This window comes from Streptomyces asoensis (genome assembly GCF_013085465.1).
Taxonomy (GTDB): domain Bacteria; phylum Actinomycetota; class Actinomycetes; order Streptomycetales; family Streptomycetaceae; genus Streptomyces; species Streptomyces cacaoi_A.
Window position 1 is genome coordinate 2,968,794 of record NZ_CP049838.1, and the last position, 14,245, is coordinate 2,983,038.

A 14,245-nucleotide genomic window follows, 5' to 3' on the forward strand; every position below is an offset into this window, starting at 1 on the left:
GCCGTTCGGAGTGTTCGCACCGTGTGTACTGCCCGTATGGCCCATCGAAGTGGTGTTCCAACCGGTGTTGACGACGTGTTCAAGGGAGTAGCATCCGCGACATCGGTTCTGTCCGTACGACGCTGATGTCACGGAGGAAGCATGCAGGCGACCGCCACGGTGCTGGTCTACAGCGACGACTCCAACACCCGCGAGCAGGTCCGGCTCGCGACGGGGCGCAGGCCCGCGCCGGACGTCCCCGTGGTGGAGTTCCTGGAGTGCGCGACGCCTGCGGCGGTGGTGCGAGAGCTGGACAGGGGCGGCATCGACGTCGTCGTCCTGGACGGCGAGGCCGCGCCCATGGGAGGCATGGGGCTGTGCCGGCAGATCAAGGACGAGGTGTTCCAGTGCCCGCCGGTGCTTCTGCTCATCGGGCGGCCCCAGGACGCCTGGCTCGCCACCTGGAGCCGCGCTGACGCGGCTGTGACGCTGCCTGTGGAGCCCGTGGAGTTCGCTTCGGCCCTGGCGTCCCTGCTGCGGCGCAAGAGCCTTCAGCAGAGCGCCTGACGGGGGCGGAGGGGCGTGGGGTTCCCCGCGCCCCCGGCCATGCCTACACCGCCGCAGGCCGCAGCCTCGACGTGTCCTGCTCCGTCTTCTGCTTGCCGCCCGTCAGCGCGCTGCCCTTGGTCCACTTCTTCCAGTCCAGGTTCCAGTCGCCGAAGCCGTTGCCGAAGGTCTCCATCGTGTCGCCGTAGCTGTTGACGACCTGGACGACGTCGCCCTGGCGGATGTTGTCGAAGAACCACTCGGCGTTGGACGTGCTCATGCCGGTGCAGCCGTGGCTGACGTTCGCGTACCCCTGGGAGCCCACGGACCAGGGGGCGGCGTGCACGTACTCGCCGCTCCAGGTGACGCGGGTGGCGTAGTACACGGGCAGGTCGTAGGACTCCGAGGAGCCCTCCGCGATGCCGACGGAGGTGCCGCGCATCCGTACGAAGTACTCCTTGCCCAGGACGACCTTGACGCCGTTGCGGGTCTCGAAGCCGGGCTTGCCGGTGGTGACGGGGATCTGGTTGATCTCCTCGTTGTTCTTGAAGACCGTCATGGAGTGCGACGACGCGTCCGTGACGGCGATGACCCGGTCGCCGATCGTGAGCTTGAGGTCCTTCGTGGGACCGCCCCACAGCCGGTCGCTGATCTTGATGCCGTCCAGGTTGCTGTGCACCCGGAGGGTGGCGTGGGCGGGCCAGTACTCCTGGGGCCGGTAGTGGAGTTCCTTGTCGTCCACCCAGTGCCAGCCGCCCTGCACGGACGGCGTCGAGTCGACCTTGAGGGCGCGTTCGACGACGGCCCGCTGGGCAGGGTCCTTGATGGGCTGGTCCAGCTTGGCGGTGACGGGCTGGCCGACGCCGTACTCGCCCGCCTGGGGGCCGAACTCGACCCCCAGGCGCTTCTTCGAGGTGGGCTTGCCGGTGTCGAAGGTGAGCACCCGGCGGCCGGGGGCGCCGTCGTCGTCCTCGGTGCTCACGCGGACCGTGTAGTGGGCGCTCGCGGCCAGCGGCTCGGTGCTGTGCCAGCGGCTGCCGTCGGCGGCGAGTTCGCCCGCCACGTAACGGCCTGCGTCGTCCACGGCGGTGACGTCCGTGATGCGGTCGTCGTCCTCCGCGATGACCTCCAGGGGCTTGTCCGGGTCGGACTTCTTCCCGTCGCCACCGAGGTTGTTGAAGGAGATCTGGTCCGTCGCGTCGTAGGGGCGCGCGGAGAGCGGGTTGCCGTCCGAGCCGCAGGCGCTTGCGACCGCGCCCAGGGCGATCACCAGCAGGGTGCAGCCCACGACGGTACGAGGGCGGGGTACGTGGCTCATGGCTTCACGCTAGGGAGCCGCGTCGGCCGCGGCGCGCTGAGTGACACGGACGGAGGAGCTCCGTTGCGGCAAAAGCATGAGCCCGGACCCTCCTGACGGAGTGTCCGGGCTCAGCCTGCGTTCAGCACGTGCTACTGGGTGCGGCTCTCACCGCGGTAGTACTCGAAGACCCAGCCCCAGAGACCGATGAGGATCAGCGGCAGGGAGAAGTACAGCAGCCACCAGCCGACAGCGACCCCGAGGAAGGCCAGGGCGCCGCCGATGCCCAGCGACAGCGGCTGCCAGCTGTGCGGGCTGAAGAAGCCCAGCTCGCCGGCGTCGTCCGCGACGTCCGCCTCCTTGTTGTCCTGCGCGCCCGCGTCGACCCGCCGGGCGGTGAAGCCCAGGTAGAAGCCGATCATGATGCACAGGCCGAAGGCCAGGAAGAGGGCCGTGGTACCGGCCGGCTCCTTCGACCACACGCCATAGACGATCGCCATGACGAGGACGAAGACGCTCAGCCAGACGAACATCTTGCCCTGGATCTTCACTTGCCGGCCTCCTTGCTGCCCGAGATGGCACTGGCACCGTGGCCGGCGTGCTCCAGCTGCTCGAGCGCGGCGATCTCGGGGTGGTGCAGGTCGAACGCCGGGGATTCACTGCGGATCCGCGGCAGGGTGAGGAAGTTGTGGCGCGGCGGCGGGCAGGAGGTGGCCCACTCCAGGGAGCGGCCGTAGCCCCACGGGTCGTCGACGCCGACCGGCTTGCCGTACTTGGCGGTCTTCCACACGTTGTAGAAGAACGGCAGGACGGACAGACCGAGGACGAACGAGCTGATCGTCGAGATCGTGTTCAGGGCGGTGAAGCCGTCGGCCGCCAGGTAGTCGGCGTACCGACGCGGCATGCCCTCCGCGCCCAGCCAGTGCTGGACCAGGAAGGTGCCGTGGAAGCCGACGAACAGCGTCCAGAAGGTGATCTTGCCGAGGCGCTCGTCGAGCATCTTGCCGGTGAACTTCGGCCACCAGAAGTGGAAGCCGGAGAACATCGCGAAGACGACGGTGCCGAAGACGACGTAGTGGAAGTGCGCCACCACGAAGTACGAGTCGGACACATGGAAGTCCATCGGCGGCGAGGCCAGGATGACGCCGGTCAGACCACCGAAGGTGAAGGTGATGAGGAAGCCCGTCGCCCACAGCATCGGTGTCTCGAAGGACAGCGAGCCCTTCCACATCGTTCCGATCCAGTTGAAGAACTTCACACCGGTAGGCACGGCGATGAGGAACGTCATGAAGGAGAAGAACGGGAGCAGCACGCCACCCGTGACGTACATGTGGTGCGCCCACACCGTCACGGACAGACCGGCGATCGAGATGGTCGCGGCGATCAGGCCCATGTAGCCGAACATCGGCTTGCGGGAGAACACCGGGATCACTTCGGAAATGATTCCGAAGAATGGTAGGGCGATGATGTACACCTCTGGATGGCCGAAGAACCAGAAGAGGTGTTGCCACAGCAACGCGCCGCCGTTGGCCGCGTCGAAGACATGGGCACCGAACTTGCGGTCCGCCTCCAGGGCGAACAGCGCGGCCGCGAGGACCGGGAAGGCCAGCAGGACCAGGACACCGGTCAGCAGGACGTTCCAGGTGAAGATCGGCATCCGGAACATCGTCATGCCGGGCGCGCGCATGCAGATGATCGTGGTGATGAAGTTGACCGAGCCGAGGATGGTGCCGAAGCCGGAGAAGGCCAGACCCATGATCCACATGTCGGCGCCGATGCCGGGGCTGCGGACCGCGTCCGACAGCGGGGCGTAGGCGAACCAGCCGAAGTCGGCCGCACCCTGCGGGGTGAGGAAGCCTGCCACCGCGATCAGCGAGCCGAACAGGTAGAGCCAGTAGGCGAACATGTTCAGCCGCGGGAAGGCGACGTCCGGCGCGCCGATCTGGAGCGGCATGATCCAGTTCGTGAAGCCGGCGAACAGCGGCGTCGCGAACATCAGCAGCATGATCGTGCCGTGCATCGTGAACGCCTGGTTGAACTGCTCGTTCGACATGATCTGCAAGCCCGGTCGGGCGAGCTCGGCGCGCATGAGGAGCGCCATGACGCCACCGATGCAGAAGAACGCGAACGACGTGACCAGGTACAACGTACCGATGGTCTTGTGGTCGGTGGTCGTCAGCCACTTCACCACGACGTTGCCGGGCTGCTTGCGCCTGACCGGCAGCTCGTTCTCGTACGAGTCCTCAGCTGCGGAGGCACCCTGGGGTTCGTTGAGGATGCTCACAGGTTGTTCGTCTCCCGGTTCTTCTCGTGGCTCGTCTGCTCGATGCCCGCGGGAACGTAACCGGTCTGCCCCTTCTTCACGAGGTCCTTGAGGTGCTGCTCGTAGCGCTCCTGGGAGACGACCTTCACGTTGAAGAGCATCCGGGAGTGGTCGACGCCGCAAAGCTCGGCGCACTTGCCCAGGTAGGTGCCCTCCTTGTTGGGGGTCACCTGGAAGGAGTTGGTGTGGCCCGGGATGACGTCCTGCTTCATCAGGAACGGCACCACCCAGAAGGAGTGGATGACGTCACGCGAGGTGAGGACGAAGCGGACCGTCTTGCCCTCAGGGAGCCAGAGGGTCGGGCCGGGGTTGTTGGTCTGCGGGTTCCGCTCACCGGGAGTACCGCAGGTGTAGACGCCGCCGGCGTTGTCGGGGAAGTCCGTCTTGAACCGGTCCGGGATCGCGGCCAGGTTCTTGTCGGTCTTCGCGTCCCCGTCGGAACCGTCGACGCTCTCGATGTAGTTGAAGCACCAGCTCCACTGGAAGCCGACCACGTTCACCGTGACGTCGGGCTTCTTGTCGAGGCTCAGCAGCTTCGACTCGTCACGGGCCGTGAAGTAGAACAGCACCGAGACGATGATGATCGGAACCACCGTGTACAGCGCCTCGATGGGCATGTTGTACCGGGTCTGCGGAGGAACTTCGACCTTTGTGCGGCTGCGCCGGTGGAAGAAAGCACTCCACAGGATCAGGCCCCACACCAGCACGCCGGTGGCCAGCGCGGCTGCCCATGAGCCCTGCCACAGGGAGAGGATCCGCGGAGCCTCTTCTGTGACCGGGGTGGGCATACCAAGGCGGGGGAAGTCCTTGTATGTGCAACCGGTGGCGGTCGCCAGGACCAGGCCCGCGGTCATTGCCTGGAGCAGCTTCCGCCGCATCGGGCGCCGCGGCGAGCGGTCGGAGCCGTTGGGACTCACGTAGCGCCTTCCCGAGAGTCTCGCCCGCGCGGTTGGCTGCGGCCTGCCTTCTCGCGGGTCGGTCGCCGCCCTGCGTCGGGCAGGGGTTTGGATGTTTATGCGGACCAAACCCTAGCCGACGCCCTCCGGGGGTTCGCGGGGAGGGTGGCATACGCGCCGCGGGTCACCCCGAAGGGGTGGGGAGGGGCGCCTAATAGGTCGTCAATGCGGGTTGTGTGGTGACTCCGGGCCGGTGGGGGCCATTCGCACCCACGCGGCGGAGCCGCTGGTCGAAACAGTCCCGAGCGCCCTGGGTGGGTCACCGGCGTTCTAACGTTGGGGTGTGTCCTACTTCGACGCCGCATCCGCCGCTCCCCTGCACCCCGTCGCCCGTCAGGCCCTGTTGGCATCGCTCGACGAGGGGTGGGCCGATCCTGCTCGGCTGTACCGCGAGGGGCGGCGGGCACGGATGCTGTTGGACGCCGCCCGTGAGGCGGCCGCCGAGGCGGTGGGTTGCCGACCGGACGAACTGGTCTTCACCTCCTCGGGAACGCGGGCCGTTCACAGCGGGATCGCGGGCGCGCTGGCCGGGCGCCGACGGGTCGGACGTCACCTGATCGTGTCAGCCGTCGAACACTCCTCGGTACTCCATTCGGCCGAGGCGTTCGAGGCGGAGGGCGGGACGGCGACCCGGGTGCCGGTGGCCCGGACCGGTGCGGTCGCCGTCGAGTCGTACGCCGACGCCCTGCGCCCGGACAGCGCGCTCGCCTGTCTCCAGTCGGCCAACCACGAGGTGGGGACCGAGCAGCCGGTGGCGGCCGTGGCCGAGCTGTGCCGGGAGGCGGGGGTGCCGCTGCTGGTGGACGCGGCGCAGTCGCTCGGCTGGGGGCCGGTGGAGGGGCCCTGGTCGCTGCTGGCGGCGAGCGCGCACAAGTGGGGCGGGCCCTCCGGGGTGGGGGTGCTCGCGGTGCGCAAGGGGGTGCGCTTCGCCGTCCAAGGGCCGGTGGACGAGCGGGAGTCGGGGCGAGCGGCCGGGTTCGAGAACATTCCGGCGATCGTGGCCGCGGCGGCCTCGCTGCGGGCGGTGCGGGCGGAGGCGGCGGCCGAGGCGGTACGGCTGCGGGAGCTGACGGCGCGGATCCGGGCGCGGGTGGCGGCCGTCGTACCGGACGTGGAGGTCGTCGGGGATCCGCTACGGCGGCTGCCGGGGATCGTCACCTTCTCCTGTCTGTACGTCGACGGGGAGGCGCTGCTGCACGAGTTGGACCGGGAGGGGTTCTCCGTCTCCTCCGGGTCGTCCTGCACCAGCAGCACGCTGACGCCCAGCCATGTGCTGAGGGCGATGGGGGTGCTGAGTGAGGGAAACGTGCGGGTTTCGTTGCCGACGGGAGTCGCCGAGGAGGATGTCGAGCGGTTCCTCGCCGTGCTGCCGGGGGCGGTGGCGGGGGTGCGGGAGAAGCTCGGGGCGCCCGTCGCGGTGACCGATGCCGATGTACGCGGCGACGAGCTCGTCGTGGACGCGCTGGGCAAGCGGTGTCCGATTCCCGTCATCGAGCTGGCGAAGGTCATCGGGGAGGTGCCGGTCGGGGGCACGGTGCGGGTGCTGTCCGACGACGAGGCGGCCCGGCTGGACATCCCCGCATGGTGCGAGATGCGGGAACAGGAGTACGTCGGTGAGCAGCCGGCGGACCGAGGCTCGGCCTATGTGGTCCGCCGGCTGTCCTGAGTCACGCCAGGTGCTTGCGGACCTCGGTGGCGGCCTCGTCGCCGTAGGCCTTGGTGAAGCGGTCCATGAAGTGGGCGCGGCGCAGCTGGTACTCCTGGGTGCCGACCGTCTCGATCACGAGGGTGGCGAGCATGCAGCCGATCTGCGCGGCGCGCTCGTGGGAGACGCCCCAGGCCAGGCCGGAGAGGAAGCCGGCGCGGAAGGCGTCGCCGACGCCCGTGGGCTCGACCTTGGCCTCCTCCTCCGGGCAGCCGACCTCGATCGGGTCCTCGCCGGCCCGCTCGATACGGACGCCGCGCGAGCCGAGGGTGGTGACGCGGTGGCCGACCCTGGAGAGGATCTCGGCGTCCGTCCAGCCCGTCTTGGACTCGATGAGGCCCTTCTCGTACTCGTTGGAGAACAGGTACGTCGCGCCGTCCAGCAGTATCCGGATCTCGTCGCCGTTCATACGGGCGATCTGCTGGGAGAAGTCGGCCGCGAAGGGGATCGAGCGGGTACGGCACTCCTCGGTGTGGCGGAGCATCGCCTCCGGGTCGTCGGCGCCGATCAGGACCAGGTCCAGGCCGCCCACCCGGTCGGCGACGGTCTTCAGCTCGATGAGGCGGGCCTCGCTCATCGCGCCGGTGTAGAAGGAGCCGATCTGGTTGTGGTCGGCGTCGGTGGTGCACACGAAGCGGGCCGTGTGCAGGGTCTCGGAGATACGGACCGACCCGGTGTCGACGCCGTGCCGGTCGAGCCAGGCCCGGTACTCGTCGAAGTCCGCGCCCGCGGCGCCGACCAGGATCGGGTCGGTCCCCAGCTGGCCCATGCCGAAGGCGATGTTCGCGCCCACGCCGCCCCGGCGCACGTCCAGGTTGTCGACCAGGAAGGAGAGCGAGACCGTGTGCAGCTGGTCCGCGACGAGCTGGTCGGCGAAGCGGCCGGGGAACGTCATGAGGTGGTCGGTGGCGATGGAGCCGGTGACTGCGATGCGCACGGCGTGGACTCTCCTGAGGGGAGGGGGATTGACAGTTCACGCTACCCGGTCCACCCGCGCCACTGAAGCAGCCGAAACTACCCGATAGTAGATCTTTCTTCGCGGGCTCCGGCGTGCATACGGTTCGGCTATGACGAACCTCAAGGTCCACGCCCCCGCTCCGGCCGACCTCGACGGCGACCTGGCGTCGCTGCGTGGTGACTGCGCCCGGATGGCTCGGCACTGGGCGGCCCCGGAGAAGATCACTTCCCGTCCGGTCTCCCCGTCACTCATCCTCGGCGTGACCGTTCCGGCGACGTCCGCGCGGCTCCTGGAGGCGATGCCGGACTACGGCAACTAGGGGTAATCCCTCGATTTCCTTCGGTACGGCGCTCGGGAGGGAACCGTGCGCTCCCCCGTCGCGTCCCATCGCCGTCCCCCGTAAAGGGGATGTGGGGTACGCCAGCAGGGCAGCCGAAGGAGCGATGCGGTGAACACCGAGCGACCCGAGAACGACGACGCCGCGCGCGAGCCGGAAGAGACGGGTTCGGAGACGGCCAAGGCCGAGGAGGCCGAGGCCCAGGAGGCGCGGGCCGAGGACGCGCCGGCCGAAGAGGCCGGCGTTCCGGACGAGGAGGCCGGCCTCACCGACACTCCCGTCGGCTCCGATGCCGAGGCTCCCGCCGTTTCCGAGGCCGACGCCACCGCGGACGCCGACACCGACATCGACACCGGTCAGCGGACCCCCGCGTCCGAGGCCGTCGTCGACGCCACCGCCGACGCAGGCGGGACAGCCGCCGATCCCGGCTCCGGCGCGGACGAGCACCTCGTCGGGCCGGTGGCCGACGACGTGCCCCCGGCCGGCCCGCGGCGCCGCTCCCCCGTTCTCATCGCCTCCGTCGCGGCCGCCGTGCTGCTGGTGGGCGGGGGTGGGGCCTATCTGACCTCCAGCGCGGTCGGCGGCTCCGGTGGGGGCGCCGGCTCCGGGTCACCGTCCGGGGACGGCACGCCCGCGGCGCTCCTCCTGGACGACTACTCCGGGGGTACGGGTGCCCCCGAGGGCGGCACGAGCGGCATCGCACCCGGTGAGCCGAACCCCTACGGGGTGACCTACAAGGCCGACGGCACCCTTCCCGACGGTCCCGGCTCCGCGCCCGTGTACTGGGCGAAGGGCGAGGTCACGAAGGACGAGGTGGCCCGGCTGGCGAAGGCGCTGGGGGCCGAGGGGACGCCGGTCGTCGACGGGGAGGCCTGGAAGGTCGGCGCCGGGAACGACGGCTCGGGCCCGGTGCTGCGGGTGAACCGTCAGGCGCCGGGGATGTGGACGTTCACCCGGTACGCGCCCGGCACCGACAACTGCACGGCCGGCACCGACAAGTGCACCGTGACTCCCCCGGCCCGGTCCGGCGACCCGGTGAGCGAGGCGGCCGCGAAGAAGGCGGCGGCGCCGGTCCTGAAGGCGGTCGGGCAGGACGGCGCCGAGGTGGACGCGAGTCAGGTCATGGGCAGCCAACGGGTGGTGAACGCCGACCCCGTGTTCGGCGAGCTGCCCACCTACGGCTGGACGACCGGGATCAGCGTCGACGCCCAGGGCGAGGTGGTCGGCGGGAACGGGCAGCTGGAAACGCCGGTGAAGGGCGACACGTACCCCCTGCTGAGCGCGCAGGAGGCGCTGGAGGCGTTGAACGCGGCGCCGGGGACGGACCACCGGATGGGCATCGGCGGCTGTGCCAGTCCGGTGCCGCTGAAGGACCGGCTGGAGAGTCCGTGCGGTTCGTCGACGGCCGCCCCCCAGGCGCAGACGGCGACGGTCGAGGACGCGGTGCTCGGGCTCGCCCCGCACACCTCGGGCGGACGGCAGGTGCTCGTACCGTCCTGGCTGTTCGACGTGACGGCTTCAGGGGTCGCGGGCGGCTACACGGTGACGCAGCCGGCCGTCGAGCCGGCGTATCTGAAGTCCGCCGCCACGCCCACGCCGACCCCGACCGCCTCCTCGGGGACGCGGAACGTGAAGGTGGACGGCTACACCGCCGAGGGCAAGGAGCTGACCGTGAGCTTCACCGGCGGGGTGTGTGGCGACTACAAGGCCACGGCGACGGAGAGCGGCGGCGAGGTGAAGGTCACCGTCACCGAGACGCCCTGGCCGGACAAGGTCTGCATCCTGATCGCCAAGGAGTACCACCAGACCGTGCAGCTGGCCGAGTCGCTGGGCAGCCGGAAGGTGGTCGGGTCGGACGGCGGCGCGATCCCGCTGGAGAAGGCGGGCGCGCGGCTGCCGCAGGCGCAGTAGCGCCCGGCGGCAGCGGTTCGCGCGGCGCGAACGCGAAGGCGGCGGCCCCGTTGGAGGGGGCCGCCGCCTTCATGTCGTTCAGTGGTGCGAACGGGCGACCTAGCTGAAGGAGTCGCCGCAGGCGCAGGAGCCCGTCGCGTTCGGGTTGTCGATGGTGAAGCCCTGCTTCTCGATGGTGTCGACGAAGTCGATGGAGGCGCCGCCCAGGTACGGGGCGCTCATACGGTCGGTGACGACCTTGACGCCGTCGAAGTCCTTCACCACGTCACCGTCGAGCGAACGCTCGTCGAAGAAGAGCTGGTAGCGCAGGCCGGAGCAGCCGCCGGGCTGAACGGCGACGCGCAGAGCCAGGTCCTCGCGGCCTTCCTGGTCGAGCAGGGCCTTGACCTTCGCCGCGGCGGCGTCGGACAGGAGGATGCCGTCGCTGACAGTGGTCTTCTCGTCCGATACGGACATCTACATCTCTCCCGGGTTGTACGGAGACTGCTTGCCGACGTCTTCAACCGTCGGGGCCGCGGATTCATTCCGGGCCGAGGAGTCGTGTTTCCACTTCTTTCCTCTTCTTGCCTTTCATGCTCGCACACGTGCGATGCGGCGAACAGCGACCTTCGGAGCGGCGCCGACCGGGTCGCGGGATTCACGTCACATCGACGCGATGACCATCGTCAAAGTGACGTGAAGCGGGTTATGATAGATAACGTCAGATCGACGAAAAGTAGAAAGGGTGCGTGCCGTGACCACCGCCCAGACCACGGAGCTCGACGTACAGCCGACTCCGCTCGCCCTGTTGCTGCTCGGCCGTGAGGCCGACCCGAAGAGCGAGCGGGGCGTCGAGTGCCCGGGCGACCTGCCCTCGCCCTCGGACCCGGACCTGGTCGCGCGGGCCCGCGCCGCCAAGGAGAAGCTCGGTGACAAGGTGTTCGTGCTCGGCCACCACTACCAGCGCGACGAGGTCATCCAGTTCGCCGACGTCACGGGCGACTCCTTCAAGCTGGCCAAGGACGCGGCCGCCCGCCCGGAGGCCGAGTACATCGTGTTCTGCGGTGTGCACTTCATGGCCGAGTCCGCGGACATCCTGACGTCCGACGACCAGAAGGTGGTCCTCCCCGACCTCGCCGCCGGGTGCTCGATGGCCGACATGGCCACCGCCGAGCAGGTCGCCGAGTGCTGGGACGTGCTGACCGAGGCCGGCATAGCCGAGCAGGTCGTGCCCGTCTCGTACATGAACTCGTCCGCGGACATCAAGGCGTTCACGGGCAAGCACGGCGGCACGATCTGCACCTCCTCCAACGCCCAGCGGGCCCTGGAGTGGGCCTTCGAGCAGGGCGAGAAGATCCTGTTCCTGCCGGACCAGCACCTCGGCCGCAACACCGCCGTACGGGACCTGGGCCTGTCCCTCGAGGACTGCGTCCTGTACAACCCGCACAAGCCGAACGGCGGGCTGACCGCCGAGCAGCTGCGTGACGCGAAGATGATCCTGTGGCGGGGCCACTGCTCGGTGCACGGCCGCTTCAGCCTGGAGTCGGTCGAGGACGTCCGCGCCCGGATCCCCGGCGTGAACGTGCTCGTGCACCCCGAGTGCCGACACGAGGTCGTGGCCGCGGCGGACTACGTCGGCTCGACCGAGTACATCATCAAGGCGCTGGAGGCGGCCCCGGCCGGCTCGAAGTGGGCCATCGGCACGGAGCTGAACCTGGTGCGCCGGCTGGCGAACCGTTTCGCGCCCGAGGGCAAGGAGATCGTCTTCCTCGACAAGACGGTCTGCTTCTGCTCGACGATGAACCGGATCGACCTCCCCCACCTGGTCTGGACCCTGGAGTCCCTCGCCGAGGGCAAGCTGGTCAACCGCATCGAGGTCGACCAGGAGACCGAGGCGTTCGCGAAGCTGGCGCTGGAGCGGATGCTGGCGCTTCCGTAGCCGCACCGCCGTGGGCCCGGATCACCCCGACAGCGGCTCCTGGTCGGGGTGGCCCGGGTCCAGCGTGAAGACGGTCCCGTCGGGGCTGAGCACCACCAGGGCGCCTTCGTCGAGGAACACCCGTGCCGCGGCATAGCCGGCCCCGACGACCTGCTCGGCCCGTGCGGGGGACTCCCACAACAGGCTGCCCGTCTCGATGTCGAGGGCGGCGACCCGTCCGGAGGCGCTGGCCGCGAACACCGCACGCCCCTGCCCGTCGGCGACGGGAGTGCCTGGCTGCTGAAGGGTCGTCGAGGTCTGCCACAGTTGCTCGCCCGTCTCGGGCGAGTGGGCGACCAGCTGCCCTGCGGAGGAGGCGAAACAGAGCACTCCGCCCACCAGCGCCACCTCGCCGCGCGGGTCGCCCGCCAGCTTCCTCCTGCGTACGGCGCCGGTGTCCGGGTCGATCAGCAGGACCTCGCCGTACGCCGACTCCGCGGAACTCTGGGCGTCCCTCGGGATGAACATCACGAAGGCCAGATCGCCGCCGACAGCGCCGACGTGGACGGCGTCGCCGTCCGGCACGCTCACCTTCCGGGTCGAGCCGTCGGCCGGGTCGACGGCGTAGAACACGGTGCGCGACGGTGTACCCGCGTCGGTGCAGCCGGCGTACGGGACGCCGTCGACGTCGTAGAACTGGCAGCCGTAGGTGGGCCCGGCGGGCAGGGTGGCCGTCCAGCGCGCGGTTCCGTCGCGCGGGTCGCGGGCGATCACCCGGTCGCCGTCCGGGGTCATCAGCAGGTCGCCCACGAGGGCGGCGGTGACGCCGGTCGCGCTCATCGGGCGCGACCAGAGCCGCTTGCCGGTGGCGGAGTCGCGGGCGACGACGGTCATGGTCTCGTCGTCGCCCGCGCTGTTCATGACCGACTGGGAGACCAGCAGCACGCCGTCGTGCACCCCGAGGACCACGCTGCCGTATGCCTTCTGTGCCACGCCCGGGGGCACGGAGTCGGCCCGCCAGGCGAGCCGGCCCGTCGCCCCGTCGACACGGACCGGGAGGGTGCCGTTGCCGCCGCAGTACAGGGCGCCCTCGCCCATGGCACAGGACAGGGAGGTGCTGGTGTCGGAGGCCCCGCCGCCCAGCGGCTTCGTCACCCCGCTCGCGGCGGTCCCGAACACCGAGGTCCGCCAGGGCTCCCAGCCGTCGGGCAGGGGATCCCAGCCGGGGGACTCGGAGCCGGTGGTGTCCGACTCCGCCGTGTCGTTCCCCTTGAAGGGGTCGAACAGGAGGTAGCCGGTGAGCGCCAGGGCCAGGACGCCCGCCACCCCGGCCAGGACCGGCCACCGGCGCAGCCGGGAGCGACGGCCCGTGCGGGGCGGAGCGGCGGCCGGTCCGGGCTCCTCGCTCGCCGCGGGCGGGGGCGGCAGACGCAGGGTCACCGTCTCCATGTCGCCCGCCGCGGGTTCGGGCAGCGCCTCCGCGAACTCCCCGGCCAGCTCGTCGAGTCCGGGCCGGTCGGCGGCGTCCTTGGCCAGGCAGCGGGTCAGGATCGCGCGCAGCGGCTCGGCCACAGAGTCCACCGCCGGTTCCTCGTGCATCACCCGCCACGCCGTCAGGTAGGGGCTGTCGGCGTCGAAGGGTCCGCGTCCGGTCACGGCGAACACCAGCAGCGCGCCGAGGGAGAAGACGTCAGAGGCGGGGCCGACCGACCGGGCGTCCTTGAACTGCTCCGGGGACATGAACGGCGGGGTGCCGATCGCGTGGCCGGTCTCGGTGAGGGTCTGGTTCTCGGTGGCGCGGGAGATGCCGAAGTCGATGACCCGGGGGCCGTCCTCGGCCATCAGGACGTTGGCGGGCTTCAGGTCGCGGTGCACGACCCCGGCCCGGTGGATGTCCCGCAGCGCCTCCACCAGCCCCAGGGCCAGCAGCCGCAGCTCCGCCCCCTTCAGCGGGCCGGCGCCCCGGATCCGGGCGGAGAGCGCCGGTCCGGGCACGTACTGGGTGGCCATCCAGGGCCGGACGGCCTCGGGGTCGGCGTCCACGACCGGGGCGGTGAAGGCGCCGCTCACCTTGCGGACAACCTCGATCTCCTGCCGGAAGCGGGCCCGGAAGACCTTGTCCTCCGCGTACTGGGCGTGCACCACCTTGACGGCGACCTCACGCCCCGAACGGGACCGGCCCAGGTAGACGACGCCCATGCCCCCGGTTCCGATCCGGTCGACGATCCGGTATCCGCCGAGCGCCCTCGGGTCGTCCTTGTGCAGCGGCAACGCGCCGGTTCCCTTCCCCCGCCGAGCAGTTCGAGCTCACAGGATATGAAACCCGTACGGGGGAA

12 protein-coding genes are annotated in these 14,245 nt (G+C 70.1%); 5 read left to right on the top strand and 7 right to left on the bottom strand.

The window, feature by feature from the left end; all coding sequences use genetic code 11:
• Positions 1-141 precede the first annotated feature (141 nt).
• Positions 142-546 (top strand): hypothetical protein, encoded by a 405-nt coding sequence (locus tag G9272_RS13335; RefSeq protein ID WP_171396785.1) that lies wholly within the window; start codon positions 142-144, stop codon positions 544-546.
• Positions 547-589: 43 nt separating this feature from the next.
• Here G9272_RS13335 and G9272_RS13340 read toward each other — a convergent pair whose 3' ends face one another.
• The 4 genes from G9272_RS13340 to ctaC all read right to left on the bottom strand — a co-directional run bounded on the left by G9272_RS13340 (position 590) and on the right by ctaC (position 5,062).
• Complete coding sequence (locus G9272_RS13340; protein WP_171396786.1) at positions 590-1,843, bottom strand: L,D-transpeptidase; 1,254 nt, start codon at positions 1,841-1,843, stop codon at positions 590-592.
• A gap of 131 nt (positions 1,844-1,974) precedes the next feature.
• Positions 1,975-2,373, bottom strand: a complete 399-nt coding sequence (locus G9272_RS13345; RefSeq protein ID WP_020130001.1) for a cytochrome c oxidase subunit 4 — start codon at positions 2,371-2,373, stop codon at positions 1,975-1,977.
• The gene (ctaD, locus tag G9272_RS13350; protein ID WP_054242816.1) at positions 2,370-4,106 is read right to left on the bottom strand and encodes an aa3-type cytochrome oxidase subunit I; all 1,737 of its coding nucleotides are present in this window, start codon (positions 4,104-4,106) and stop codon (positions 2,370-2,372) included. Before ctaD ends, G9272_RS13345 begins: the two co-directional genes overlap by 4 nt.
• Entirely contained in the window at positions 4,103-5,062 is a 960-nt protein-coding gene (ctaC, locus tag G9272_RS13355; RefSeq protein WP_171396787.1) for an aa3-type cytochrome oxidase subunit II, read from the bottom strand. The genes ctaD and ctaC overlap by 4 nt, the downstream gene beginning before the upstream one ends.
• A gap of 322 nt (positions 5,063-5,384) precedes the next feature.
• Here ctaC and G9272_RS13360 point away from each other — a divergent pair, with 322 nt between their 5' ends.
• Positions 5,385-6,767, top strand: coding sequence for a cysteine desulfurase/sulfurtransferase TusA family protein (locus G9272_RS13360; protein WP_171396788.1), 1,383 nt, complete (start codon positions 5,385-5,387; stop codon positions 6,765-6,767).
• Position 6,768: 1 nt separating this feature from the next.
• Here the strand turns inward: G9272_RS13360 and G9272_RS13365 are convergent, their stop codons facing one another.
• The gene (locus G9272_RS13365; RefSeq protein WP_171396789.1) at positions 6,769-7,743 is read right to left on the bottom strand and encodes a carbohydrate kinase family protein; all 975 of its coding nucleotides are present in this window, start codon (positions 7,741-7,743) and stop codon (positions 6,769-6,771) included.
• A 130-nt stretch (positions 7,744-7,873) separates the two neighbouring features.
• On the opposite strand from G9272_RS13365, the gene G9272_RS13370 reads away from it, so the two are divergent.
• The gene (locus G9272_RS13370) at positions 7,874-8,083 is read left to right on the top strand and encodes a hypothetical protein (protein ID WP_171396790.1); all 210 of its coding nucleotides are present in this window, start codon (positions 7,874-7,876) and stop codon (positions 8,081-8,083) included.
• Between the two features lie 129 nt (positions 8,084-8,212).
• Positions 8,213-10,012 (top strand): hypothetical protein, encoded by a 1,800-nt coding sequence (locus tag G9272_RS13375; RefSeq protein WP_171396791.1) that lies wholly within the window; start codon positions 8,213-8,215, stop codon positions 10,010-10,012.
• Between the two features lie 99 nt (positions 10,013-10,111).
• Here G9272_RS13375 and G9272_RS13380 read toward each other — a convergent pair whose 3' ends face one another.
• A complete protein-coding gene (locus G9272_RS13380) occupies positions 10,112-10,468 on the bottom strand; it encodes a HesB/IscA family protein (RefSeq protein ID WP_015033024.1) in 357 nt (118 codons plus the stop codon).
• Between the two features lie 277 nt (positions 10,469-10,745).
• Between G9272_RS13380 and nadA the strand changes: the two genes are divergently transcribed.
• On the top strand, positions 10,746-11,930 hold the full coding sequence (gene nadA / locus G9272_RS13385) for a quinolinate synthase NadA (RefSeq protein WP_171396792.1): 1,185 nt from the start codon (positions 10,746-10,748) through the stop codon (positions 11,928-11,930).
• Positions 11,931-11,951: 21 nt separating this feature from the next.
• Here nadA and G9272_RS13390 read toward each other — a convergent pair whose 3' ends face one another.
• Positions 11,952-14,180 carry a protein kinase domain-containing protein gene (locus G9272_RS13390; protein WP_171396793.1) on the bottom strand — a complete coding sequence of 743 codons (2,229 nt, stop codon included), beginning with the start codon at positions 14,178-14,180 and terminating at the stop codon, positions 11,952-11,954.
• Positions 14,181-14,245: the final 65 nt, after the last annotated feature.